Below are 23,121 nucleotides of genomic sequence, written 5' to 3' on the forward strand. Positions count from 1 at the left end.
AAACGCCGCCCGGACGCAAGGGCATGTTCTAACCCTCTCGCTGTCACGGCGTCAACTTTCATGCAACTATGTTTCCTGTGAAGAAAGTTTACTGTTCCCGGGCCGACCTTGCCAGCGTCTTCGGCGCCCGGTCGTTGCGCCGTATAGAAGCCAGAGCGGGTGTCGCTCCGCCGTCTCAAAACAGCCGTGCAATACGCGAAAAGCGACAGAGGCGACGGCGCAAATCCGCCAGCCCCAACTGTCGGCTGGTCAGGCTATTGGGTCAGCACGTTGCTGATCTCGACCATGTTGGAGCGCACGCGCAGGACATAGAAGCCCATGGTCGTCAGATGCGTCGGCAGGAGCCAGCCGTCCTCGCGTCCATTGGCGATGATGAAGGGCTGGATGCGCAGCGCCGAGACGAACTGCGCGTCCATCGTGTCCCATAGGTTCTGCAGGTGCTTTTCCTTGATCACGCCCTCGAAGTCTGCCTGAGCGCCCTTCATCAGCCCGTAATAGGCATAGAGCTGGCCGTAGGCGAACCAGAAGCGATCGTCGGCGCGGAAGTCGAACCAGCCGTCATTGTGGTTCTCGGCGCGCTCCTTGAGGATCGCCGAGGTCGAGCCGATGTCGCTGGCGATACGGTCGATATATTGCTTCAGATTGTCGGCGCGGGCGTCAAACGTCGCCTGGCAGGTGGCCAGCCGCGCATTGAAGGAGCGCAGTTTGCGCACCGCGTCGCGATAATAGCTCGGCGTCGGCGTCTTCGGGCCGAACGGGTTCAAGCCGAAATACCATGTGTATTCGTCGAATTGCAGATTGCCGCGCGCGTCCTGCAGGTCGCTGTCGATCTGCGAGGTCGTGCGCACGCGTCCGAGATTGTCGGCAAGCTCGGTCGCGGTGCGCCGCACCGCCTGGTTGATGCCACGCTGGAAAGAGGCCTTGTTGTCCATCCATGGCGTGTGGTCCCAGTCGATGCCGAACAAGCCGAGCTTGTAGAGGATCATCGACGAGATCCAGGCATTCTGGTTGACATTGAAGTCGGTAAGATCGGCCGCCACCTGGGCGATCGCCGAGTTGCCGCAGGTCTTGGCCGTGTCGGTGCCGGCGCCGGCAGAAACCTGCTCGCCGGCCGACACGTTGCGCGTCTCGAAGGTGTATTTGTCGGGATAGTTCGGCTCGAAATTGTTCCACCACTGGGTGGCATAGAAGAAATTGGCGTAAAGGCCGATCAGCACCAGGATGGCGAGGCCCACCACCGCCTTCAGGATCCAGCCGCGCTGCCCGTACCAGCGGCCGACCCACATGAACGGCCACAGGATGATGCCGACGACGAAGCCGATGCCGCGGCCGATCCATTGGAAAATCTGGGTGAAGAAATTCACGATCGGATCAAGCATGGCTCTCGTCACCCCTCAGTCAGTCAAGCCGTAAAGGCGCGCGCGGAACGCCGCCTTGTCCTTCAAATATGTGGTTTTCAGAACGTCCACAACATGCGATCGCCAGGCGTCGCTGAAGCCGTCGAAGTCCCGGTAGAAGCCCGGTTTGTTGAAGACGTAGCGCGAGACGAAGTCCTGCGGCACGAAATCCGAGATCAGCTGGTTGGTAAGCCAGGCATCGGGATGATCGGGCCTGGCGCGCACGACCAGGAAGCGCTGGCGCGGCGGAACGTCCTCGACCTTGAGATGGCCGAACTGGGCGATTTCGCGCTTGGCGGCGTTGAGGAACGGGAAGTTGCCGTCGCTGGCAATCAGGTCGGCATGGCCGTGGATCCAGGTCTGCAGCCAGACCTTGTCGACATCCGTCAGGTTGCGGTTGGGCTCGGCGTCGCGGATCAGCGCCCGCACCACCATCTCGGCGCGATGCTCGAGATAGCCCGAGGCCTCGATCCAGGAGGCGCGCGGCAAGTCAAGGCGACCGGTGGCGGCGAGGAAACGGAACACCTTGTCGGCGTCGTTGATCGACAGATAGCTCACCTGCCACGGCCGCGAGCGGCGGAAGCCCGGTGCTGCCGGGTCGCAGATCACCGTCGTCATATCGGGATCGACAAAGACGTAGAGCCCGCCGAAATGGCTCGTCCAGTAGGCGTTGTGGCGGAAGATCACCTGGTCGGGGACAAGCGCGTTCTCGCGGATGTCGCCGCAGACCTTGGCGAGATCGACCATGCGCTCGAGCATGGCATTGTTGCGCCAGGCGTCGGGCTCCTGTTTCAGTCGGTCAACAAGCTTGCCGAGCTCGGCCGCCTTGCCCAGCACGTCCTCGGCCGACAGCACCTTGAATTCGACCTGGTTGATCGAAAGCAGATCCTCGATGTCGTTGACCTTGGGAACGGAGTCCTCGATCTCGCCGTAGATGACGTCCTTGATGGTCAGAGCGTCGATGGCGCGCTGGTTCTTGGACATGAATTCGAACATCAGCTGCGAGGTGTTGGAAAAGGCGGTGTGCACCACCGGCAGGTCGATCTGCGACGGCGTCAGGATGATGAAGCGGCGGTTGACCTCGTTGGGATCGAGATAGTCGTAGTCGCCGCATTCCTCGGCCACCTCGGGCGAAAAACCGGTGCGGTCGATCTGGAAGCTCGTCAGCTTGGTGGGCTCGAGACCGAAGGCGACGAGCGCCTTGTTGTAGCGCTGGACGAGATGCGGCTCGTCGACAGCGAGCAGCCTGCCGTAGATCAGCTCGTTGTCGCGCAGCAGGTCGGGCTTTTTGCTAGGGGTCATTTGGGCGACCCAGTGAGATTTTCCTGTGTGGGCGAAGGATGGAGCGCCAACGTTGGCGTCCCCCTCTCCCCGTTCTTCACGGGGAGAGGGTAAGGGTGAGGGGCGGCGCGAACGGTCAAGGATATGTCTCCCCATAACCTTCGGCGGCAATAAATCGAAGGTCATTTGTATCGATTTGGCGCTCTAAACGCTGCTCGACGGCCGCCAGTTTGGTCTCAAGCACCGCCTCCCTGTCCTTCAAAACGTCGACGTTCCAAAAGCGGAGGACGGACCAGCCGGCTGACACCATGAAGCGATCGCGAATCTGATCATGTTTGTTCGCGATATGCTGGCTCCCATCAACTTCGACAACAAGCTGGCATTCCCTGCAGGCAAAGTCAGCGAAATACCTGCCTATGGGGAACTGCCGCACGAATTTGTAGCCATTCAATCTGCGATCACGCAGCTCGTGCCAAAGCGCGCCTTCGGCATCGTTGTCTGACTGGCGCAATCGCCGTGCTCGCTTCGTCGTCTCGATTACCGGTCCACGCATGCGCTGCCCCTCACCCTTACCCTCTCCCCGTGAAGAACGGGGAGAGGGGGGCGCCAGCGTTAGAGCTACGTCTTTCAGCACACGTGGGCAGCGAAGCAACATCAAGCATTCCACAGCCCCTTCTTCTTCAGCTCCTCCATCTCGCGTGCCGCACGCTCGCGCAGGCGCGCGTCGCGCAGCAGCTTCTCCACCGCGGCGGCGTCGGACTTGTCGGAGTAGCGGAATTCGGAATCGGCGTAGCGGTTGATCTCCTGCATGACCATCTCCATCGAGAACGGGCCGCGCAGTTCCTCGATCATCGCCTTCTTGTCGTCGTAGCTCTTGTGCATGAAGGCTTCCGGCTTCTCGAACCAGTCGTCCGGCAGCTCGATGTCCATGGCGCGCATCTTTATGGCGTCGGTGACGTTCTTGATGGCGCGGCCGGTGAAGCGCGGTTCGGCGTCCTTGATCATGTGCAGGTAGGTGCCGATGTCGGCCATGGTTTTCGGCGCGCCGTTTTCCTTCATGTAGCGTTCATAGACCTTCGTCAGCCCGTCTTCCTGCGGCTTCTCGTGCTCCTCATAGGCCTCGGCCACGGCGCGCTGGATTTCTTGCGCCGCGTAGAGCTTGTGGTCGCCCAGCGGGATCTTGTGGTTCTTGCCGGCAAGCAGCACGAAGATGTCGATGTAGTCGTCGCGGGTCTGCGGGCCGTCGACCAGCCAGCGGGCGCCGGCGCGCTGGCGCAGCGCATCGTCGACATTCTCGGGATAGTTGGAAAACATGCCGAAGGAGCAGTTGCCGCGCACTACGGTGGAAGCACCGGCAAAGGCGTCCATCAAGACGCCGGTGATCTCCTGCTGGCCGGCGGACGCGCGGTCGTCGGAGCGGCGCGCCGCGACCTGGTCGATGTCGTCGATGGTGCCGAAGCCGATGGTTCGCGGATTGAGCACGTTGTTGATGAACTGGCGGCAGTTCTGGCCCGACTTGCCCTGATAGGACGAGATCTGGTCGACGCCGAAATTCTCGTAGACGAAGGGATAGCCGGCGACCTGGCAGTAGCCGTTGACGAGACCGGCGATCATCTGGATCAGTGTCGTCTTGCCGGTACCGGGCGCGCCGTCGCCGATGAAGGTGAACAGGAAGCCGCCGAGCTCGACGAAGGGGTTCAGCTCGCGCTCGAAATCATAGGCCATCAGCATCTTGGCCAACCTGACCGACTGGAATTTGGCGATGTGGTTGCCGACGACTTCTTCCGGTTTCTTGAAGGTCATCACCAGCGGCTTGGCACGCTTGCCGGGCGCCACGTCGAAGCCGTCGAGGGTGAAGTCGTCGACGTCGATGCGGATATGCGCGTTCTCGAACGGGCCGATGCCGTCGAAGCGCCCCTTACGGGCCAAGAGTCCATCGATGGCGACACGGGCAAAGGCACGCGCCCGCGTCATCAGGTCGGCGTCGTCCTTCGAACCGGCAATCGCCTTGTCGAGCCCGGCCACGATCGACTTCACCGCATCCTGCGGCGTGTCGAAGAGGAAGTCGGGTTCGGGACTATCGTTCGGTGCCTCGCCGTCACTGTCGATCAGCTGGAACAGGTAGGAGGCGAAGCTGAAGGCCGAAACATAGGCCGCGGCCGACAACAGTCTCTTGAACCTCGCAGCCTCGTCGCCTTCGAGCGGAGCCCGGGCGTTCTTCGCCTGCAGGCTTTCGAGATCGGAACCCTCGGCAAAGACATCCGATATGGCCAGCGCGACGGCCAGGCCGCGGCGGGCGCGGAACAGAAGCGTGTGCTGCGGGATGCTCATCAACTGGTCGTCGGGATGGATCGCGGTGACCGTCTTCGAAAGCTCGACTTCGCGCGTGCGCCGCACCGAGCCGACCGATACGGTCGAGACGAAGCGCCGGTTGGTGCCGGCGAGCGCGGTGCCGGATTCGCGCGCGGGATCCTCCAGCACGACGATGCGGGTGATGAAGCTCTGCGCGGTGGCGCGGTGCTTTTCGATTGCCGCTTCCGAGATCGTGGTCAGCCCGGTGTCCATGAAGGATGCTCCGCGGTTGAAATCAGACGTCGCTGATGACCTGTCCGTTCGACAGGATGTGGACCTTGTAGCCGGAAAAGATCTTCTGCGCCTCGCCGGCAGCGTATAGCGCCTGATAGGCCTCGTGCGGGATCAGCGCGTGGTTCTCGTAGCTCGACACGCCCTGGCGCGCGGCTTCGAGGTCGTCGGTGTTGATGAAGAATTCCTGCGTCGTCTTCTCGCTGGAGAACAGGCCCTTGCGGCCGGGCTTCTCGCCCTTGGAAAAGACCTCCTGGATAGTCCAGGTGAGCAGCCAGGCGTTTTCAGGCTTGCGCACCTTGGCCAGGACCTCCGTCACCGTCGAATTGTTCTCGGTGATCCCGGCCGAATAGAAAGGTCCAAGCACGACGCGCCGCAGCTGCTTCGGGTGCAGGGGCTCGAAATCCTTGTCGAGATTGACGGCGATCGTCGCCGGCGACAGCGTGTAGGCCGAATTCTTCTCGGTGAAATCGTCGAAGCGGTGGGCAAGCTCGGGATTGAGCAGGCCGTCGACAGGCAGCGGAATGTCGACCCGCTCATTGAGTTTGCCGTTGCCGTCGACCAGCTGGCGCACCATGCTTTCGGAGGAGTCCTCCACCGTCACCATATAGACGAGCGGCAGGTTGGCGCTGCCGTCGAACGATGCCCAATGGACGAGATAATAAGGCCGCATGGTCTTCGGATTGACCGAGACCTTCGCCGTCTGTGCCAGGATGAAGGGACCGAAGGTCGCCTTGCTCCTGACGTCCTCCAGATAGAGCCGCTCGGCCATCGACTTCTGCAGCGCCGCTGGAAATTCCTTGTGGCGCAGGATGAAGTCGGCCATCTCCTCGCGCAGCTCGCCGGCCTGCGGGATGTTGGCTAGGCGGCTGTCGGCCTGGCGGCGGTCGTTCTCCAGCTCGAGCAGGTTCTGGAACACCGGGTAGCCGCTATCGGCGCGCGAAATGCGGAACGTGTCCATGAAGCCCAGCCGGTTGCGCCAGCAGGCAAAGGACTTGTCCAGCCGGGCGATGTATTCGGCGACGATCTTGGCGACGATGCCATGCCGGTAGAGCGGCGAGCGATCGTCGCGCATGAACACTTCCAGCCCGCTCAGCGCCGACGTGATGGCGGAGAAGTAGCGCACCGCAGCTTCGTTTTCGGGGGTCATGGCGCTGCCCTGGAGAGGAATGCCGGCACGCCGCCTACTGCTGCACGTAATTGGCGGCGTTGTGCTTCTTCATCACCTCGTCGAAGCGGCGGGCGAAGGCATCGTCGGCGAGCTTCTTGCGGCGCTGGATGTCGGCGCTCGCCACCATGTTCTTCTCGTGCATCTCGAGCAGATCGCCGATGTGCTTCTGCGAGGCGGCCCCGATGCCGGCCATCGTCTCTTCCGCCGTGTTGTCGACCTGGCTGCCCAGCGTGTTGATCTTGTGGGCGACGTCCTGCTGGGCGGCCGTCTTCAGCGAGTCTTCCAGCGCTTTATACAGGACGATGCGCTGCTCGGTGTCGATGGTGAGCTTGTTGATCAGCGTCGACTGCGCGGCGATCTGGTTGTTGAGGGAGTCCACGAATGTCTGGAACATCGAGGTATAGCGTTCCAGCGTCTGGCTTTCGGCGAGCAGCTCCTGCTCCTTGGCCTGCTTCTCGTTGTATTCGGTCGCCATCTTCGAGCGCTCGCCCTCGAGCTCGGTGCGCTCCTTCTGGGTCGTCGAGGCGGCGATCTTGTTCTCGATGTCGAGCAGCATCGGGTTGAGCTCCTCGATGCGCTTCTGCACCGCCTCGAGATTGGCCATCGTGGTCTTGCGGCGCTCGATCACCTGCGACAGGCTGGTTTCGGAGGTCTTGTAGCGCTGGTCGAGAATCTGCTTCTGGGCTTTCAGGATGCCGACGATGGTGTCGGATTTCGCCAGCAGTTCCTGCAGATTGCCGGCGAGCGACATGTTGCGCACGCGGTCGGTGCGCATGCGCTGCTTGCGCTGCGCGGAGAACACACCGACGAAGTTTTCCCAGCCGGTGTAGTTCTTCATGCTCTCGAATTCGGCGCCGAAGACGTTGGTGGCGTCCTCAAGCCCAATGATCAGGTCGGCAATGTTGCCTTCCATGACCTTCTGCTGCTTGAGCACGTCCTCGATGCGGGCGTTCTCGATGTCGAAATTGGCGTCGCCTATCTTCTTGTCGGCCTGGGCGAGCGTGTCGAGCACGCTGCCGGACTGCTCGATCTTGGTGCGCATGTCCTCAACGACCTGCTTGGTCTTGGCAATTTCGGCATCGAAATTCTGCAATGTCGCCATAGGGGCCTCCCGCATCGGCATCCGGTTTCGTCGCACGTGGCGGCGAATATATGTGGGGGCCCCAGAGATTGAAAGAAGGAAGACAAGCAGAGGCGTTAAAACAAAAGAATTGGTCAGGCCCTTGAAAGACAAGGCAAGCATGCCAATCGCGAGTAATGCGCCTGGCCTTCAAGCAGCTTCAGCTTCTATGCCTTAAGCTCTTGTTTTCGCGGCGACCGGCATCGGCCGGAGCGGCGGGGCCAAACTCTTGCGGCAAGTCGCGGCAGATCATTCGATCGTCGGCCGGTCTATCGCCAGGCGGCGCCTCTCGGAATGCCGATCAGGCTTCGGATCGGCCCTGAGTAGGCAGAGGGGTGGCAACCGGTTACCGACTGTCGGCAGGCTCTCCGCTTCAGTTGCGGGCGAAGCCGATGAAGTCGTCGGGTGCCGCCCTGCCCATTTCCTCTTCCCAATGGCGGCGGCAGAGCGAGACATAGACGTCCTTGCCGATCGCCACCTGCTCGCCCTGCCTTGCCACCTTGCCGTCGGGACCGAGGCGTACCACCATCGTCGCCTTGCGGCCGCAGCGGCAGATGGTGCGCACCTCGCGCAGGTCGTCGGCGATGGCAAGCAGCGCGCGCGAACCGGAAAACAGCTTGCCCTGGAAATCGGTGCGCAGGCCGTAGCACATGACAGGGATGTTCAGCCGGTCGGCGATGCGTGCGAGCTGCCAGACCTGCTCCTCCTCGAGAAACTGCGCCTCGTCGACGAAGATGCAATGCACGGTCGTATGCTCGTGATGCTCGGCAACGCGGGCATAGAGATCGTCGCCGTCGCGGAACATCTCGGCCTCAGTCTCAAGGCCGATGCGCGACGAGATCAGCCCCTTGTCGCCCTTGCGATAATGGCCGGCGACGAAAAGCATCGTCGTCATGCCGCGTTCGCGATAGTTGTAGGACGCCTGCAGGAGCATGGTCGTCTTGCCGGCATTCATCGTTGCGTAGTTGAAGTAGAGCTTTGCCATGTGGGTCTTTAAGCCCACTTGTCGCAATGCGGGGAAGGGGGCGCCTGCTCCTTCCACCAAAAAAGCGCTTGCTTCGGAAAAGACGCTGCATGTCGCTGAATGGCCAGCGCGCGCCGTTCATCGTGATGTGGCCCCGCTTGAAACCACTTCAAAATGGTGTTTGGCTGACGGAACAAGGCGGTCGCAAGAACCGTGACTTCGAGCCGCCTCGAATTGCAATGGGAGAAAGTTGATGTCGCGTATGAAATCTTCCGTCGCCGGCCTCGGCCTGGCGGCGCTTCTGTCCACGACCGCCGCCTATGCCGGCGACCCGGCGAGCTGCAAGGCCGTGCGCCTGTCCGATGTCGGCTGGACCGACATTCAGGCGACCACGGGGCTGGCCTCGGTGCTGCTCACCGCGCTCGGCTACGAGCCGCAGGTGATCCAGCTTTCGGTGCCGGTCACCATGGCTTCGCTGAAGAACAAGGACCTCGACGTCTTCCTCGGCAACTGGATGCCGTCGATGACCAACGACATCAAGGACTACACCGCCGACGGCTCGGTCGAGACGATCAGCACCAATCTGACCGGCGCCGGCTACGGCATCGTCGTGCCGACCTATGTCGCCGACGCCGGCGTCAAGACGCTGACCGATCTCGGCAAGTTCAAGGACAAGTTCAACGGCAAGATCTACGGCATCGAGGCCGGCAATGACGGCAACCGCATCATCCTCGACATGATCAAGAACCCGGCCGACAACCTCGCCGGCTTCGAGCTGGTCGAATCGTCGGAGGCCGGCATGCTGACGCAGGCCGAGCAGTCGATGAAGAACAATGAGTGGATCGCCTTCCTCGGCTGGACGCCGCATCCGGTGATGGGCGCCATGAAGATCACCTATCTCGACGGCATGGGCGACAGCGGCTTCGGCGCCGCTACCGTCTACACCAATGTGCGCAAGGGCTACACCACCGAGTGCCCCAATGCCGGCAAGTTCATCGCCAACCTGAAGTTCAATCTCGACATGGAAGGCGAGATGATGGATGCGATCCTCAAGGGCGGCGACGCCCAGACGGTCGCGACCGACTGGCTGAAGAAGCATCCGGACGCGATCACTCCCTGGATTTCCGGCGTGACCACCTTCGACGGCGGCGATGCCGCCGCGGCCATCAAGACCGCGCTCGGGAGCTGAGCCGGCTTTGAGTCCGGCATGATCTCCGAAAAAGGGCAGCCACTGGAAAAGGCTGCCCTTTTTCTTAAAGCGCCGCGCTGAAACGGGTTCAAGCGACGCGCTTTAAGTCTCTGTTTTTGCGCATGTCATTTTCCCAAAACCGCCGCACGCTTTTGGGTGACATGCATTAAGCTGCGAGACAATGACCGTACGGCAAGTGCGGCGAAACCGAGAGGGGAAGATGGATCCGATATCGAAATTCCTTACTGACTACAAAATCCCGATCGGGCCATGGGGCAAGGCCTTCTTCGGCTTCCTCACCGACAATTTCGATACCGTCTTTCGGGCGTTCTCAAACGGCCTGAATTTCATCCTCGACGGGGCGGTGGACCTCCTGCTGATGGTGCCGCCGGTGCTGCTGGCGCTGGTCATCGCCCTCGTCGCTTGGCTGTTGCAGCGCTCGCGGCCGCTCGCCATCGGCGTCTTCATCGGCCTGATCTTCATCATCAACCAGAACCTCTGGAAGCAGACGGTGCAGACGCTGGTGCTGGTGGTCGCGGCAGCCGCCATGGCCATGGCGATCGGCGTGCCGCTCGGCATCTGGGCCGCGCACAAGCCGAAGGTCTACCGCGTCATGCTGCCGGTGCTCGACCTGATGCAGACGCTGCCGACCTTCGTCTACCTGATCCCGGTTCTGACGCTGTTCGGGCTCGGCAACGCACCCGGCCTTATCGTCACCATCATCTTCGTCATCCCGACCGCAGTACGACTCACCCACCTCGGCGTGGTTTCGGTGCCCACGGCGATCATCGAGGCGGGTGAGGCGTTTGGTGCCACCAAACGCCAGCTCCTATGGAAGGTGGAGCTGCCGTCGGCGCTGCCGACGATCATGGCGGGGCTGACGCAATCGATCATGCTGTCGCTGTCGATGGTGGTGTTCGCGGCGCTCATCGGCGCCGGCGGCCTCGGCACCGAAATCAACCGCGCGCTCGGCTCCCGCCGCATCGACCTCGGACTTGAGGCCGGCCTCGCAATCGTCGTGCTCGCCATCGTGCTCGACCGGATGACGCGCATCGGCGTGGGAGGCAAGAAATGACCGTCGCGGTTGACTTCAGGAATGTCGATATCGTCTTCGGCGCCGATCAGGCCGGTTCGCTTGCGCTGATCGACAAAGGCGCCACCCGCGCCGAAATCCTCGAGAAGACCGGCAACGTGCTGGGCTGCGCCGGGGCCAATCTCACGGTGAATGAAGGCGAGATTTCCGTGCTGATGGGCCTGTCGGGCTCCGGCAAGTCGACGCTGCTCAGAGCCGTCAACCGGCTCAACGTCGTGTCGCGGGGACAGGTGTTGGTCAATGACGGCGACCGCACCGTCGATGTCGTGACCTGCGACGAAGCGACCTTGCGGCGGCTGCGCCAGAAGCAGGTGGCGATGGTGTTCCAGCAGTTTGGCCTGCTTCCGTGGCGCACCGTCGAGGAAAATGTCGGCTTCGGCCTCGAGCTTGCCGGCGTGCCCGATGCCGAGCGCAAGGCGCGGGTCCAGAAACAGCTGCAACTCGTCCATCTCGACCAATGGTCGAAGAAATACGCGCATGAGCTTTCGGGCGGCATGCAGCAGCGCGTCGGCTTGGCGCGTGCCTTCGCCACCGAGGCGCCGATCCTGCTGATGGACGAGCCGTTCTCGGCGCTCGACCCGCTGATCCGCACCAAGCTGCAGGACGAGCTCCTGCAGCTCCAGGCGGAGCTGAAGAAGACCATCATCTTCGTCAGTCACGACCTCGAGGAGGCGCTGAAGATCGGCAGCCACATCACCATCATGGAAGGCGGCCGCATCGTGCAGACCGGCGCGCCGGAGGACATTGTGCTGCGTCCGGCCAACGACTATGTCCGCGACTTCATCGCCAACGTGAACCCGCTTTCGGTGCTGACGGCGTGGAACGTGATGCGCGACCGTCGCGATCTGGAACAGGGCGAAGACGGCTGGGTGTGGCTCGACCGGCGCAAGACGACGCGCTTCAAGATCGACGAGCATGGCCTGGTGGCGGCGGCCGAACGCGACGGGAAGCCGGCGGTATGGGTGTCCTGTGCCGATGTCGAGCGCCAACCGGAGGAAGGGGCGCAGGTATTCTGGGCCAATCCCGGCACGCCGCTGAAGACGGTGATGCTGGCCATGCATCGTTCGCAGACCGCCCCGGTGGCACTCTTCGACGAAGGCTCGCGCTTCGTCGGCGCGATCGGCATCCGGGACGTGCTGAGCGCGGTGCTCAGGCGGTAGGCATTTTTCGCACGCGTCCAAACAGAAGTTTGGGCGCCGCCTCAGGCTTGTTTTTCGCGTTCGCCGAGCGCAGAATCCTTTCGTTGCGTGCCCATGCGCCAAGGGGGGTGATACCGACGTCGCATAGAGGGCTTTCCGGCGCGATCGCGCTGTCCAGTCTCGCCGCGGTCTCGCTTGGAAGCGGCACGGCGCTTTCCCAAAGTTTTGTCATCGGCAGTGGCACGACGGTCGGCCAGCAGACAATGACCGGCGCGGGCGAAACCGGCGTCGTCAGCCCAGCGGGAGCGATCGAAACATCTGGCGCCGGCATCGATGCGGTTCGGATGTTCGGCCCGGCGCAGACGTTCACCAACCATGGTCTGGTCGAAACGTCGGGCGGCGGCGCCATCAATGTGAACTCACAGGGCCTGGACGCGACGATCCTGAACGACGGCACCATCCTGGCAATAGGCGATGCATCGATCGGCATCCTGTCCGCGAGCGGCAACGCGCATATCGTCAACAACGGCACGATAGAAGCGCTGGGTGTCGCCACTTACGGCATCATCAGCAACGCGCCCGGCGGGCGTGTGGACAATCACGGCTTCATCGGCGTTGCCGGCACGGCGGCCGCGGGCATTATCGGCGCCGGGCCGGACCTGATGGTTTCCAACAGTGGTTCGATCGAGGCTTTTGGCATCGCCGCAGCCGGGATCATCTGGCAGAATGACGGCCTGCGGGTGGACAATTCCGGCTCGATCACCGTGTCCGGTTTGGCCTCCATCGGCATTGGCGCCGGCGGCAGCGATGCCGCCATCGTCAACAGCGGCGCCGTCGGCGTTTCCGGCACGGGCGCGACAGGAATCGGGACCCTGTTCGGCAATGCCACGATCACCAATTCCGGCTCGGTCGTCGTCGACGGCGTGAGCGCAGTGGGCATCGCCGCGCTGGGCAGCAATTCCGTCATCACCAATTCCGGCCGCGCCCTCAGCGACCAGAGCGCCGCAATCTTCTTCGGCGCGCCCGGCGCCACGCTCAATCTTTTGGGCGGGACGGCCATACAGGGACCGATCGTTTTCTCCGGCGGCGACAACACCGTGAGCTTCGGCCCCGCGCTGAACGCTGTCATGAGCTTCGCCGGATCCGGCCTGCCGCAGACCATTCTGACCGGCGGCAGGCCGTTCGTGACGAGCGGCGACAGCGTGGCGGTGGTCGACATCACCGGGTTTGCGAGCAGCGCGCCACTGATCCAAGATCTTGCCGATGCCATAGCCGAGGTCGTCGAAGCGCGCATGCCCGATCCGAACGGCGAGATATTCGCGCCGCATAACGGTCAGGACGCCTGGATCTCCACGTTTGGCGCGATACGCTCCCAGGGCGGCTCCGGCGCGTCGGCCGGATTCAGCGAGGCGCTGGGCGGCGCCGTCGCCGGTGCCGAGAGGCGCTCGGGCGACGGCTTCCTGGGCGGTGTGCTTCTGGGAGGCGCTGCCGGATCGACAGAGGTCGACGACGACGCGCAGGAGATCGTCCATCGCAGCGTGTTTGCGGGCGGCTATCTGGGCTACGACGGAGGCGCGCATTTTGCCGAGGCGACGTTCGTTGCCGGCGTGCTTGAGGAGCGGAGCCGCCGCCGTGTCGCGAACAACCTGGTGCTCGGCGTCGAGACGGCGCGCGCCGATTTCAACGGCGTCTTCGTCAGCCCTTCGGTCACGCTCGGCATGCGGCTGCCGATCGCGGCCGGCACGCTGATGCCGAGCGTTCGGCTGCGTTACGTGGGACTGTTCGTCGACGATTACGCGGAGACCGGTTCGGACGGCGATCTCGCGGTCTCGCGGCGCGACGTCAACGTGTTCGATGCGCGCGGCCAGCTCGCGCTGGCTTTGGCCCCCGTCCGCACGCGGAGCCAGAAATGGCAAACCACCCTTCGCGCCGGGATCGATGCGATAGCGCAAGACAGCGACGACCTGTCGGCGACGCTTCTCGGCCAGGACATCTCTTTTGCCGCCGGCGGCAGAAAGACGGTGCTGCGCGGCTTTGCCGGCGCGGACGTCGCGGCGGAGGTGGGCGCCGGCATGACCCTGAACGCCGGCTTCGAGGCCGGTTACGGCAGTGACGATGCCTTCACCATCCGGGGCCAAGCGCGCCTCAGCAAGGCTTTCTGAGGGACGAATCTCGGCACGACATTGATGGTTTTCATCTCGTGGCTCTGGGAAGGTCGTCTACCGGAACATATATTTTTCGAAATCCATTCCGATTCCAGTCACCGATGCAGTAGAATATTACTGCAAGCGCGCGCATGACGTGCGCGATGCGAAAACGCAGCGGGGTAGCAAAAATGATCTTCCGCCAGCTCTTCGATTCCGTTTCCGGCACCTATTCCTATCTGCTCGCCAGCCGGCGCGGCGGCGAGGCGCTGATCATCGATCCGGTGCTGGAGAAGGTCGAGCGCTACCTGCAGCTGGTCAACGAGCTCGACCTCAGGCTGGTGAAGGCGGTCGACACGCATCTCCATGCCGACCACATCACCGGTCTCGGCGCGCTGCGCGACAAGACGCATTGCGTCACTGTGATGGGCGAGCAGACCAAGGCCGACGTCGTCTCGATGCGGCTTGCCGACGGCGACAAGCTTGCCATCGAGGGATTGGCGCTCGACGTCATCTACACGCCCGGCCACACCGACGATTCCTACAGCTTCATGCTGCCGGACCGGGTCTTCACCGGCGACACGCTTCTCATCCGAGGCACCGGCCGCACCGACTTCCAGAACGGCGATCCGCGCCTGCAATACGAGTCGATCTTCGGCCGTCTGCTCAAGCTTCCCGACGAGACGCTGATCTTCCCGGCGCACGACTACAAGGGCGAGACCGTGTCGACGATCGGCGAGGAAAAGGCCTTCAACCCGCGCCTACAGGTGAAGTCCGTCGACGAGTATGTCGACATCATGAACAATCTGAAGCTGTCCAATCCGAAGATGATGGACGTGGCCGTGCCGGCCAACATGCGGGTGGGGCTGCATCAGGACGACATCGCCAGCCGCGGCTGGTCGTTGACAGCCGAGGAGGCGCTGGCGCTGGTCGGGCGGCCCGATGTGGCGCTGATCGATCTGCGCGAGCAATCCGAACGGGAACGCCATGGCGTCATCCCCGGCGCGATACATCTGCCCTACGCGCGGCTGCAGGAGAACATCGCTCCTGGCGGCATGCTGCATGAGCTGGCGAAATCGACCAGCAGGCAGATCCTGTTCTACTGCGCCTTCGGCGAGCGCTCGGCGATGGCCGTGCAGGCGGCGCAGGATGTCGGGATTTCGAGTGCCCGCCACATACAGGGCGGCATCGATGCGTGGCGGAAGGCCAGCGGCCCGCTGATGCACTAGCCATGTTGATATTCAGGTGATGCCGGCCTGCAAATGCCGGTTTCCTGCGCTTCCGGTGCTCACGTACTTGAAGTACGCTCCGCTCCGGTTCTCGGAAACCAACATTTTCGGCCCGGCCTGACCTGAATCTCAACATGCCTAAGGTGTGCCAATATTGAGCTGATGTCGGCCTGCAATGGCCGGGCTCAATGCAAGCCGATAAGCTTGGCGCCGTTGCGGAACAGGGTTTCCGCGTCGCGATCGAAGCGGAAGGTGGCGATGAAGTCGTCGGCGCGGTAATCCGGCAGGGTCTTGCGGATCGCGGTCGCAAAAGTTCGCGCCTCGTCCGGGCGGCCGGCCAATGCCAGGCAGTGCGCGGCGATGGCCAGGATGATGACATGGGCATTGGGCCTGGCTGCCGCCTTCAGCGCCCACTCGGCGGCTTCACTGAACTGTCCCAGCCGCGCATGCGCCATGGCGCGCGCGCCCATCATGCCGAACAGCAGAGGATCGAACGGGCTGAGATGACGCGAGTGATCGGAAGAGCCGATCGCCGATTGCGGATCGCCCGACTGCGAATGGACGAAGGACAGCGCGTAGTGGCCGAGCGCGAAGTTCGGGCTGAGGTCGACGGCCTTCGCCAGTTCGAGCAGCGAGCCGTCCTGGTCGCCGCGCAGCCACAGTGCGCGGCCCATCGCCCAGTGCGCCGCGGGGTTGCGGTCGTCGACCAGAAGGCCGTGGCCGGCGCTTTCGAAGGCCAGCGCCGACTCGCGGTCGCGATCGCCCCAGCGCTGGAAGGCGTTCTGCCAATGGGTGAAGGAGAGGCCGGCATAGGCGCGGGCGAAGGTCGGGTCGAGTTTCAGCGCGTCGGCGAAGAAATGCTGCGCCAGTTCGTTTTCCTGACGGGTGAAGCGGTACATGTGCCAGAGGCCTCGATGATAGGCCTCCCAGGCATTCAGCGAATTGGGCGCCTTCAGCATCGCGCGGTTGCGCTCGACGGCGGCGATCTCCGCGGCGATGGAGGAGACGATGCTGTTGCCGATGTCGTCCAGGACCGCGAAGACGTCTTCGGGCTTGTGCTCGAAGGTTTCGGTCCACACGATCCTCGCCGTGCGAACCTCGGCCAGCTCGACCGAGACCACGACCCGGCCGGGCAGGCTGCGGACCGAGCCGGTCGCCACATAGTCGACGTTGAGCCGGCGTCCGGCGTCCTCCGGCGCAATGTCCTTCTCGGCCAGAGCGAAGACCGAGCCGCGGGCGATGACGAAGAAATCGCGCAGCTTGGCGAGACGCGTGATGATGTCGTGGGTCAGGCCGTCGGCAAGCCCGCCGCGGAAATTGCCGGCGCCGGTGCCCTCAGCAAAAGGCATCACCGCGAGCGAAGCTCGGCGCATCGCTGTCGCGTCGGGGTCCACTGGGGCAATTGGTGCCGGGGTCGCCGCGAACGGCATGGACCGGGCGCATGGCGTCGCACCGGAGTGGCGGGCTCTTATTTCCTGCCACGCCTCGCGCAAGGCTGCGAAATCCAGCTCCTCGGAATGAAAGAGCTCCGCCGCGGTCGCAAGATGGTCTTCGGCTGCGCCGATCTGTCCGCGCCGCGCAAGGTTTTCCAGCAGCGCCACATGCGCGCGCCCGTCGAACGGCGCGAGCTCCAGCCATTTGTCGATATAGGCGGCCGCCTCGTCGGCTTCCGTCGGGAGGAGACCGATGATGTGCTCCAGAACTGCGACATGGCATGCGCCGAAACGGCGGCGCTGCGCGATTAGCCAACTGGTGAAATGCGGGCTCCGATCGAGCTCCAGCCCGTCAAGAAAATCGCCTGCGAAGAGCTGCGCAAGCGCCCGCAGGCGTTCGAGGCCGAGCGTGTCGATGCCTTCCGCTACCGCCGCGGCTGCCTCCAGAGCATCGATGCGCATATCCGCAGAGCGAAGCGCCACCGTGTCGCCCTCGGTCTCGACCCGGCGCAGGTCCGGTTCGTCGAGCGCGGCGCGAAGCTTGCTCAGACACCAGCGAAGCTCACCGCGCGGATCGTTGGGGACGTCCCAGAGCAGCTCGCAGAGCCGGCTGCGGCTGACGGGGTGTGGCGCGAGCGCAAGATAGGCAAGCAGTGCGCGCAGCTTGCGCGAGGAAGGCAACTTAACGGGTTCGCCGTCACGGGAAATCGTCAGTTGCCCAAGCAGCCGCACGCACAGGCCGGCGGCGGTGTCGTTCAGGCTCGATCGGGTGGATTCCACGTATGTTTCCACGCTCTCTCCAACGCTGACCAGCTGGTCCATGTTCTATCACCAAAGACGACAGGAAGCATCTGGCAGCCCAGCCATGCCGGAATGCCGCCGCTGCCGCATTTGCGGCAGGTCAAGCAACGTAGCGCGGCAAGGTGTCGAAACCGCGCCGCCGAAGCCGCCGGTTTGTAACCGGCGCGTGAGACATCGAGGAGAAGAGCCATGTTGCACCAATTGAAAATAAGGACGACGGCCGGCCGAGGCCGGCTGTTCGACAGCATTCTCGACACGGTCGGCGACACGCCGGTCATCCGCATCAACAATCTCGGCCCGGCGCATGCGACGATCTATGTAAAGGCCGAATTCTTCAACCCGGCAGCCTCGGTGAAGGATCGGCTGGCGCTCAACATCATCGAGGAAGGCGAGCGCAGCGGCAAGCTGAAGCCCGGCCAGACGGTGGTCGAGGCGACCAGCGGCAACACCGGCATCGGCCTTGCCATGGTCTGCGCGCAGAAAGGCTACCCGCTGGTGGTGACGATGGCCGACAGCTTCTCCATAGAGCGCCGCAAGCTGATGCGCATGCTGGGCGCCAAGGTGGTGCTGACGCCGCGTGCCCAGAAGGGGTTTGGCATGTACAAGAAGGCGGTGGAACTCGCCGAGGCCAATGGCTGGTTCCTGGCGCGCCAGTTCGAGACGGAAGCCAATGCCGCCATCCACGAGGCGACCACGGCGCGCGAGATCATCAACGATTTCGCCGGCTCGAGGCTCGACGTGCTGGTCACCGGCTATGGCACCGGCGGCACCGTCGCGGGCGTTGGCCGGGTGCTGCGGCGCGAAAGGCCCGATGTGCGGATCGTGCTTGCCGAGCCTGCGAACGCGCAGCTCATCGGAAGCGGCAAGCGCCAAGAGCGCGGTGCCGGCGGTGCGCCGGCCGCCAGCCATCCGGCCTTCGAGCCGCATCCGATCCAGGGCTGGACGCCGGACTTCATCCCCAACGTGCTGCAGGAGGCGATCGACAAGCGCTATTATGACGAAGTGGTGCCGATCGCCGGTCCGGAAGGCATCAAATGGGCGAAAGCCCTGGCGCAGCAGGAAGGCATCTTCACCGGCATCTCCGGCGGCGCCACTTTCGCCGTGGCGCGCCAGATCGCGGGAACCGCTCCGGCCGGTTCGGTGATCCTGTGCATGCTGCCCGACACCGGCGAACGCTACATGTCGACCCCGCTGTTCGACGGCATCGAGGCGGAGATGGACGCCGAGGAGATGGCGCTGTCGCGGTCGACGCCGAGCTGTCAGTTCGAGGCCTGAAGACAATCGCGGCGCCGCTGTCCATTCGACCGGCGGCGCCGCATGTCGATCCAGGAAATGGGATGCCTCTGGGGGAGGAGCGGATGGACACCTTGCAGGAAACAGCGCTGATGGACGAGACGCTCGATCCGCCGGATTGGGCCGAGATGCAGGCCCTGTCGCACCGGATCGTCGAGGAGGCCGTCGCTTATCTCAAGGATGTCCGGGATCGTCCGGTGTGGCGCGAGATGCCGGCCGAGGTGCGCGCCTTCTTCTCGGCACCTTTGCCGCGCGAGCCTGCGTCCATCGCCGACGTCTACGGCGATGTTGCCCGCAACGTGATGGCCTATCCGATGGGCAACATTCATCCGCGCTTCTGGTCCTGGTTTATGGGCTCCAGCAATTTCACCGGCGCGCTCGGCGATTTCCTGGCGGCGATCCAGGGTTCGAATCTCGGCGGCGGCAACCACGCCGCGGGCCTGATGGACAGCCAGGTGGTCGACTGGTGCAAGGAGATGGTGGGCTTTCCGGCCCAGGCCAGCGGCACGCTGGTGAGCGGCGGCTCCATGGCCAACATCATCGGGCTGACCGTGGCGCGCAACGTCAAGGCGGGCGTCGATGTTCGCGAAAGGGGTGTCGGCGCCATACCAAAGCCGTTGCGCTTCTATGCTTCGGACCAGGTCCATTCCTGCCATCGCAAGGCGATGGAAGCGCTCGGTCTCGGCAATCGGGCGCTGCAGCGCGTCTCGACCGACGCCAATTTGCGCATTGACGTCGATGCGCTCAAGGCGGCCATCGCGGAAGACCGCGCGGCGGGTTTCAAGCCCGCTTGCATCATCGGCACCGCCGGCTCCGTCAACACCGGCGCGATCGACGACCTGCAGGCGCTGGCCGCGCTGGCAGTGGAAGAGGACCTCTGGTTCCATGTCGACGGCTGCATCGGCGCGCTGATCGCAATCGCACCTGAAAACGGATCGCTCGTCGCCGGCATCGAGCAAGCGCATTCGATCGCGCTCGATCCGCACAAATGGCTGCATGCGCCGTTCGAGGCGGGCTGTGCGCTGGTTCGCGATCCTTCTGCCCACCGCAGCACCTTCGCGGTCACCCCGGAATATCTGGAATCGACGCCGCGCGGCCTCGCATCAGGGCCATGGCTGCACGACTACGGCCTGCAGACATCGCGCGGTTTTCGCGCGCTCAAAATCTGGATGGCGCTCAAGGAGCACGGGGTGGAGAAGTTCGGGCGCCTGATCGACCAGAACATCGCCCAGGCGGGCTATCTCGCGCGCCTGATCGAAGCCGAGCCGACGCTCGAGCTGACGGCGCCGACCACCATCAACATCGTCTGCTTCCGCCGTCGCCTGGAGGGCGCATCGGAGGAACGGCTCAAGGCATTCAACACCGAAATCATGCTCAGGCTGCAGGAAGAAGGCATCGCCGCCTTGTCCGATACCACCGTGCGCGGCCGTCACTGCCTGAGGGTCGCGATCACCAACCACCGGACGCGGCGCGAGGATCTCGATCTGTTGGTGCGCGAGACGCTTCGCATCGGAAAGGAAATCGAGGCTGCGGCGGTATCGGTTTGAGGGAGTGGCCTGGAGAAATATCTCAGCCGGCTGCCAGAGGCGCGCCCGGCAGATAGAGCATGATCGGCCGGATCTCGTAGACGGCCGTGGGATTGACACGCTTGAGGTCGCGCGCCACCGCTACCGCCTCGTCCTGGTTCGCACAATCCAGCACGTAGAGGCCGAGCAACTGCTCCTTGGTCTCGGCAAAGGGACCGTCGATCACCATGCCGTCGCCCGGACCGCGCAGCGTGACGGCTTTCGCGGTATCGCCCAGCCTTGCCGCCGGCCCCAGCTTGCCGGCGCGGGTCAGCCTGTCGTTCATATCGAGCAGGTCTTTCATGAGGGCCGCATCCTCGTCGGATGTCCAGGACTGGACGGTTTCTTCGACGTGATAGGCAAGTATCGCATAGAACATGGTTCGGTTTTCCTCGTGCTTGACCCCGAAATCGGAATCGATTTTTGCTTCGCCGGCCTTCGGTTCGGAAAGGATCATGCACCAAATTGAAGCGCTACTGCGTCCTTTGCGCGTCCAAGAGGACGCGCGGCGCTGTAGGGCGCGCCGCACTATCACAAGGATGGCGCGGCTGATCCAGTCCCGGAGCCAGCCGGAAAAGCGCCTGCTGACTCAAGCTGCCAGCGGCAGGCGCAGCTCCGTCAGCAGGCCGCCGCCCGCATGGTTGGAAAGTTTAATCTCGCCGCCGGCACCGCGGGCGATGTTGCGGGCAATGGTGAGGCCGAGGCCGAGGCCGCCGGTCTGGCGGTTGCGCGACTGTTCGAGGCGCACGAAGGAGGCGAACACCTGATCCAGCTTGGCCTGCGGAATGCCGGGACCTTCGTCGCGGATGGTGAGGGTGACCGTGTTGCCCGACCGCCGCACGCCGATATGCGCCTTCTTGCCGTAGGTGACCGCGTTCTGGACGAGATTGGTGATGCAGCGGCGCAGCGCCACCGGACGCGCGATGCAGACCAGGCCGCGCGATGGCCTGGCGTCCTCGTCGAACGAAGCGCCTTCGAATGCGTCGGCAACCGACTCCACCAGCGACCAGAAATCGATCCGTTCGGCCTTTTCTTCCGTGACCTCGAATTTGGCGAAATCGATCACCGAGCTCGCGATGCTTTCGATGTCGGCAAGGTCATGCGCAAGGGCTTCGCGTGCCTGCGATTTGCGCAGCAGCTCGAGGCGCAGCCGCATTCGGGTCAGCGGTGTGCGCAGGTCATGCGCCAGTGCCGCGGCGAGATATTCGCGGTCCTCGACATAGTCGCGCAGGCGCATCTGCATGGCGTTGACCGCCTTCGCAGCGGCGCGGATCTCGCGGCTGCCGGTCTCGGCGATAGGCGGGCTTTTCAGGTCGTTGCCGATGCGGTTCACCGCGGTTTCCATCATGCGGTAAGGCGCCGTCAGCCGGCGCAGCGACCAGATCGACATCACGACGATCAGTCCCGCTATCAGCGAATAGAGCGGCAGGCTGTCCCAACTCAGGATCGGCCCTGCCGGTGTAATCGGCTCGGTGAAGTTCAGCCACTGGCCGTCGGAAAAGCGCAGCGATGCCGTCAGCTTGTCGCTCTGGGCAAAATCCGCGGCCAGCACCAGAAGATCGCGCTCGACCTGGCCGACGTCCTTGTTCATCACCCGTCCGTCCGGAACATCGGCTTCCTGAGTTGCCGGGTCGCGCCGCACGCGCGCGTCGGTGATGCCGAACTTGGACAGGCGGCCGACCAGGATGTCCTCCAGCTCGGCAAGCTGGTCATCGCCGGCGATCGAGGAGGTGACCGCGGGGGTGTCTGAGACAGTCAGCGCATAGGTGGAATTGAACAGACCGGACGCGGTCGCCTTGCGCCCCTCGGGCGTGGCGTCATGCATCAGCTGCACCAGCGAATAGGCGCGGTCGTTCAGCCGGTAGAGGTCGACGATGTCGTTGGCGGCGGCGCGGTCGCGCGCCACGATATAGAGGGTCGCGACCTGGCTGATCATCAGGCCGGCGATGACGATGAGCAGAACCCAGACGGGCAGGGTTTGCGGCAGGAAGCGTCTCATTCGAAGGTCGTTTCGGGCAGAAACTGATAGCCGCCGCTGCGCACCGTCAGAATGAGCTTCGGCGTCTTCGGATCGTCCTCCATCTTGCGGCGCAGGCGGCTCACCAGGATGTCGACGCTGCGGTCGAAGCTGTAGCCGGTGTCGCCGCCGGACAGCTCGATGAGCTGCTCGCGGGTGAGCACGCGCTGCGCGCTCTTGACGAAGGTCTGCAGCAGGTTGAACTCCGCCATCGTCAGCTCCACCCGGACATCGTCGGGCGCCGTCAGCCGGCGGCGCGAACAATCCATGGTCCAGCCGGCAAAATGGTAGATCTGCTTGCCGGCAGGCCGGCGCGGCTCGGCGGTGCCGTTGCGTCTCAGCACCGCCCGGATGCGGGCGAGCAACTCGCGCGGATCGAAGGGTTTGGGCACATAGTCGTCCGCGCCCATCTCGAGGCCGACGACGCGGTCCGTCGTCTCGGTCACGGCGGTCAGCATGATGATCGGTGTCGTGTAGTTGGCGCGGATCTCGCGGCAAAGCTCCAGTCCGCTCTTGCCGGGCAGCATCACGTCGAGAACGATGAGGTCGACCTGCGCCCGGCGCAGGACCGCCTCCATCTCGGTGCCGTCGGCGGCGACCGTGGTGCGCAGTCCCCGCTTCTGGAAGAATTCCTGAAGCAGGTCCCGTATGCCCTTGTCGTCATCGACGATCAGTATGTGCGCGTCGGATTTCACGAGAACC

Annotated in this window: 18 protein-coding genes; 7 read left to right on the forward strand and 11 right to left on the reverse strand. The window is 63.7% G+C overall.

Annotated features, from left to right (window positions below; translation table 11 throughout):
• Window positions 1-254 precede the first annotated feature (254 nt).
• The 7 genes from QAZ47_RS12760 to QAZ47_RS12790 all read right to left on the reverse strand — a co-directional run bounded on the left by QAZ47_RS12760 (window position 255) and on the right by QAZ47_RS12790 (window position 8,537).
• A complete protein-coding gene (locus QAZ47_RS12760) occupies window positions 255-1,379 on the reverse strand; it encodes a DUF2333 family protein (RefSeq protein WP_278207116.1) in 1,125 nt (374 codons plus the stop codon).
• A 15-nt stretch (window positions 1,380-1,394) separates the two neighbouring features.
• A complete protein-coding gene (locus QAZ47_RS12765; protein WP_278233474.1) occupies window positions 1,395-2,699 on the reverse strand; it encodes a DUF6638 family protein in 1,305 nt (434 codons plus the stop codon).
• A gap of 115 nt (window positions 2,700-2,814) precedes the next feature.
• Window positions 2,815-3,231, reverse strand: coding sequence for a DUF559 domain-containing protein (locus QAZ47_RS12770; RefSeq protein ID WP_278233475.1), 417 nt, complete (start codon window positions 3,229-3,231; stop codon window positions 2,815-2,817).
• Window positions 3,232-3,332: 101 nt separating this feature from the next.
• Complete coding sequence (locus QAZ47_RS12775; RefSeq protein WP_278233476.1) at window positions 3,333-5,243, reverse strand: ATP-binding protein; 1,911 nt, start codon at window positions 5,241-5,243, stop codon at window positions 3,333-3,335.
• Window positions 5,244-5,265: 22 nt separating this feature from the next.
• A complete protein-coding gene (locus tag QAZ47_RS12780) occupies window positions 5,266-6,411 on the reverse strand; it encodes a hypothetical protein (RefSeq protein ID WP_278233477.1) in 1,146 nt (381 codons plus the stop codon).
• A gap of 34 nt (window positions 6,412-6,445) precedes the next feature.
• Window positions 6,446-7,534 carry a hypothetical protein gene (locus tag QAZ47_RS12785; protein ID WP_278074354.1) on the reverse strand — a complete coding sequence of 363 codons (1,089 nt, stop codon included), beginning with the start codon at window positions 7,532-7,534 and terminating at the stop codon, window positions 6,446-6,448.
• A gap of 391 nt (window positions 7,535-7,925) precedes the next feature.
• Window positions 7,926-8,537 (reverse strand): thymidine kinase, encoded by a 612-nt coding sequence (locus tag QAZ47_RS12790; protein WP_278233478.1) that lies wholly within the window; start codon window positions 8,535-8,537, stop codon window positions 7,926-7,928.
• Window positions 8,538-8,769: 232 nt separating this feature from the next.
• Between QAZ47_RS12790 and choX the strand changes: the two genes are divergently transcribed.
• From choX to QAZ47_RS12815, 5 genes are all read left to right on the forward strand, one after another.
• Window positions 8,770-9,705, forward strand: coding sequence for a choline ABC transporter substrate-binding protein (gene choX / locus QAZ47_RS12795; protein ID WP_278233479.1), 936 nt, complete (start codon window positions 8,770-8,772; stop codon window positions 9,703-9,705).
• A 220-nt stretch (window positions 9,706-9,925) separates the two neighbouring features.
• A complete protein-coding gene (choW, locus tag QAZ47_RS12800; RefSeq protein WP_278207125.1) occupies window positions 9,926-10,780 on the forward strand; it encodes a choline ABC transporter permease subunit in 855 nt (284 codons plus the stop codon).
• Window positions 10,777-11,958 (forward strand): choline ABC transporter ATP-binding protein, encoded by a 1,182-nt coding sequence (choV, locus tag QAZ47_RS12805; RefSeq protein ID WP_278074349.1) that lies wholly within the window; start codon window positions 10,777-10,779, stop codon window positions 11,956-11,958. Before choW ends, choV begins: the two co-directional genes overlap by 4 nt.
• Window positions 11,959-13,229: 1,271 nt before the next feature.
• Window positions 13,230-14,099: an autotransporter outer membrane beta-barrel domain-containing protein gene (locus QAZ47_RS12810; RefSeq protein WP_278233801.1), complete on the forward strand. Its 870-nt coding sequence runs from the start codon at window positions 13,230-13,232 to the stop codon at window positions 14,097-14,099.
• Between the two features lie 173 nt (window positions 14,100-14,272).
• Window positions 14,273-15,310 (forward strand): MBL fold metallo-hydrolase, encoded by a 1,038-nt coding sequence (locus tag QAZ47_RS12815; protein ID WP_278207126.1) that lies wholly within the window; start codon window positions 14,273-14,275, stop codon window positions 15,308-15,310.
• Between the two features lie 185 nt (window positions 15,311-15,495).
• On the opposite strand, the gene QAZ47_RS12820 is transcribed toward QAZ47_RS12815, so the two are convergent.
• The gene (locus QAZ47_RS12820; RefSeq protein WP_278233480.1) at window positions 15,496-17,565 is read right to left on the reverse strand and encodes a transcriptional regulator; all 2,070 of its coding nucleotides are present in this window, start codon (window positions 17,563-17,565) and stop codon (window positions 15,496-15,498) included.
• Window positions 17,566-17,733: 168 nt separating this feature from the next.
• On the opposite strand from QAZ47_RS12820, the gene QAZ47_RS12825 reads away from it, so the two are divergent.
• Both QAZ47_RS12825 and QAZ47_RS12830 read left to right on the forward strand, forming a co-directional pair.
• Complete coding sequence (locus tag QAZ47_RS12825; protein ID WP_278074995.1) at window positions 17,734-18,819, forward strand: pyridoxal-phosphate dependent enzyme; 1,086 nt, start codon at window positions 17,734-17,736, stop codon at window positions 18,817-18,819.
• Between the two features lie 83 nt (window positions 18,820-18,902).
• Window positions 18,903-20,384 carry an aspartate aminotransferase family protein gene (locus QAZ47_RS12830; RefSeq protein ID WP_278233481.1) on the forward strand — a complete coding sequence of 494 codons (1,482 nt, stop codon included), beginning with the start codon at window positions 18,903-18,905 and terminating at the stop codon, window positions 20,382-20,384.
• 22 nt (window positions 20,385-20,406) lie between these two features.
• On the opposite strand, the gene QAZ47_RS12835 is transcribed toward QAZ47_RS12830, so the two are convergent.
• From QAZ47_RS12835 to QAZ47_RS12845, 3 genes are all read right to left on the reverse strand, one after another.
• A complete protein-coding gene (locus QAZ47_RS12835; RefSeq protein WP_278233802.1) occupies window positions 20,407-20,781 on the reverse strand; it encodes a YciI family protein in 375 nt (124 codons plus the stop codon).
• A 210-nt stretch (window positions 20,782-20,991) separates the two neighbouring features.
• Complete coding sequence (locus tag QAZ47_RS12840; protein ID WP_278233482.1) at window positions 20,992-22,401, reverse strand: ATP-binding protein; 1,410 nt, start codon at window positions 22,399-22,401, stop codon at window positions 20,992-20,994.
• Window positions 22,398-23,114, reverse strand: a complete 717-nt coding sequence (locus QAZ47_RS12845; protein WP_278233803.1) for a response regulator transcription factor — start codon at window positions 23,112-23,114, stop codon at window positions 22,398-22,400. The genes QAZ47_RS12840 and QAZ47_RS12845 overlap by 4 nt, the downstream gene beginning before the upstream one ends.
• Between the last annotated feature and the right edge of the window lie 7 nt (window positions 23,115-23,121).

The organism is Mesorhizobium sp. WSM4904, assembly GCF_029674545.1.
Classification (GTDB): domain Bacteria; phylum Pseudomonadota; class Alphaproteobacteria; order Rhizobiales; family Rhizobiaceae; genus Mesorhizobium.

What these genes read in the sequence shown, in the direction of transcription:
- QAZ47_RS12830 (WP_278233481.1), top strand. Translation starts at nt 18,903, where the DNA reads ATGGACACCTTGCAGGAAACAGCGCTGATGGACGAGACGCTCGATCCG.
- QAZ47_RS12760 (WP_278207116.1), bottom strand. Translation starts at nt 1,379, where the DNA reads ATGCTTGATCCGATCGTGAATTTCTTCACCCAGATTTTCCAATGGATC.
- QAZ47_RS12840 (WP_278233482.1), bottom strand. Translation starts at nt 22,401, where the DNA reads ATGAGACGCTTCCTGCCGCAAACCCTGCCCGTCTGGGTTCTGCTCATC.
- QAZ47_RS12790 (WP_278233478.1), bottom strand. Translation starts at nt 8,537, where the DNA reads ATGGCAAAGCTCTACTTCAACTACGCAACGATGAATGCCGGCAAGACG.
- choX (WP_278233479.1), top strand. Translation starts at nt 8,770, where the DNA reads ATGTCGCGTATGAAATCTTCCGTCGCCGGCCTCGGCCTGGCGGCGCTT.
- QAZ47_RS12810 (WP_278233801.1), top strand. Translation starts at nt 13,230, where the DNA reads ATGCCCGATCCGAACGGCGAGATATTCGCGCCGCATAACGGTCAGGAC.
- choW (WP_278207125.1), top strand. Translation starts at nt 9,926, where the DNA reads ATGGATCCGATATCGAAATTCCTTACTGACTACAAAATCCCGATCGGG.
- QAZ47_RS12765 (WP_278233474.1), bottom strand. Translation starts at nt 2,699, where the DNA reads ATGACCCCTAGCAAAAAGCCCGACCTGCTGCGCGACAACGAGCTGATC.
- QAZ47_RS12775 (WP_278233476.1), bottom strand. Translation starts at nt 5,243, where the DNA reads ATGGACACCGGGCTGACCACGATCTCGGAAGCGGCAATCGAAAAGCAC.
- choV (WP_278074349.1), top strand. Translation starts at nt 10,777, where the DNA reads ATGACCGTCGCGGTTGACTTCAGGAATGTCGATATCGTCTTCGGCGCC.
- QAZ47_RS12820 (WP_278233480.1), bottom strand. Translation starts at nt 17,565, where the DNA reads ATGGACCAGCTGGTCAGCGTTGGAGAGAGCGTGGAAACATACGTGGAA.
- QAZ47_RS12835 (WP_278233802.1), bottom strand. Translation starts at nt 20,781, where the DNA reads ATGTTCTATGCGATACTTGCCTATCACGTCGAAGAAACCGTCCAGTCC.
- QAZ47_RS12780 (WP_278233477.1), bottom strand. Translation starts at nt 6,411, where the DNA reads ATGACCCCCGAAAACGAAGCTGCGGTGCGCTACTTCTCCGCCATCACG.
- QAZ47_RS12770 (WP_278233475.1), bottom strand. Translation starts at nt 3,231, where the DNA reads ATGCGTGGACCGGTAATCGAGACGACGAAGCGAGCACGGCGATTGCGC.
- QAZ47_RS12815 (WP_278207126.1), top strand. Translation starts at nt 14,273, where the DNA reads ATGATCTTCCGCCAGCTCTTCGATTCCGTTTCCGGCACCTATTCCTAT.
- QAZ47_RS12825 (WP_278074995.1), top strand. Translation starts at nt 17,734, where the DNA reads ATGTTGCACCAATTGAAAATAAGGACGACGGCCGGCCGAGGCCGGCTG.
- QAZ47_RS12785 (WP_278074354.1), bottom strand. Translation starts at nt 7,534, where the DNA reads ATGGCGACATTGCAGAATTTCGATGCCGAAATTGCCAAGACCAAGCAG.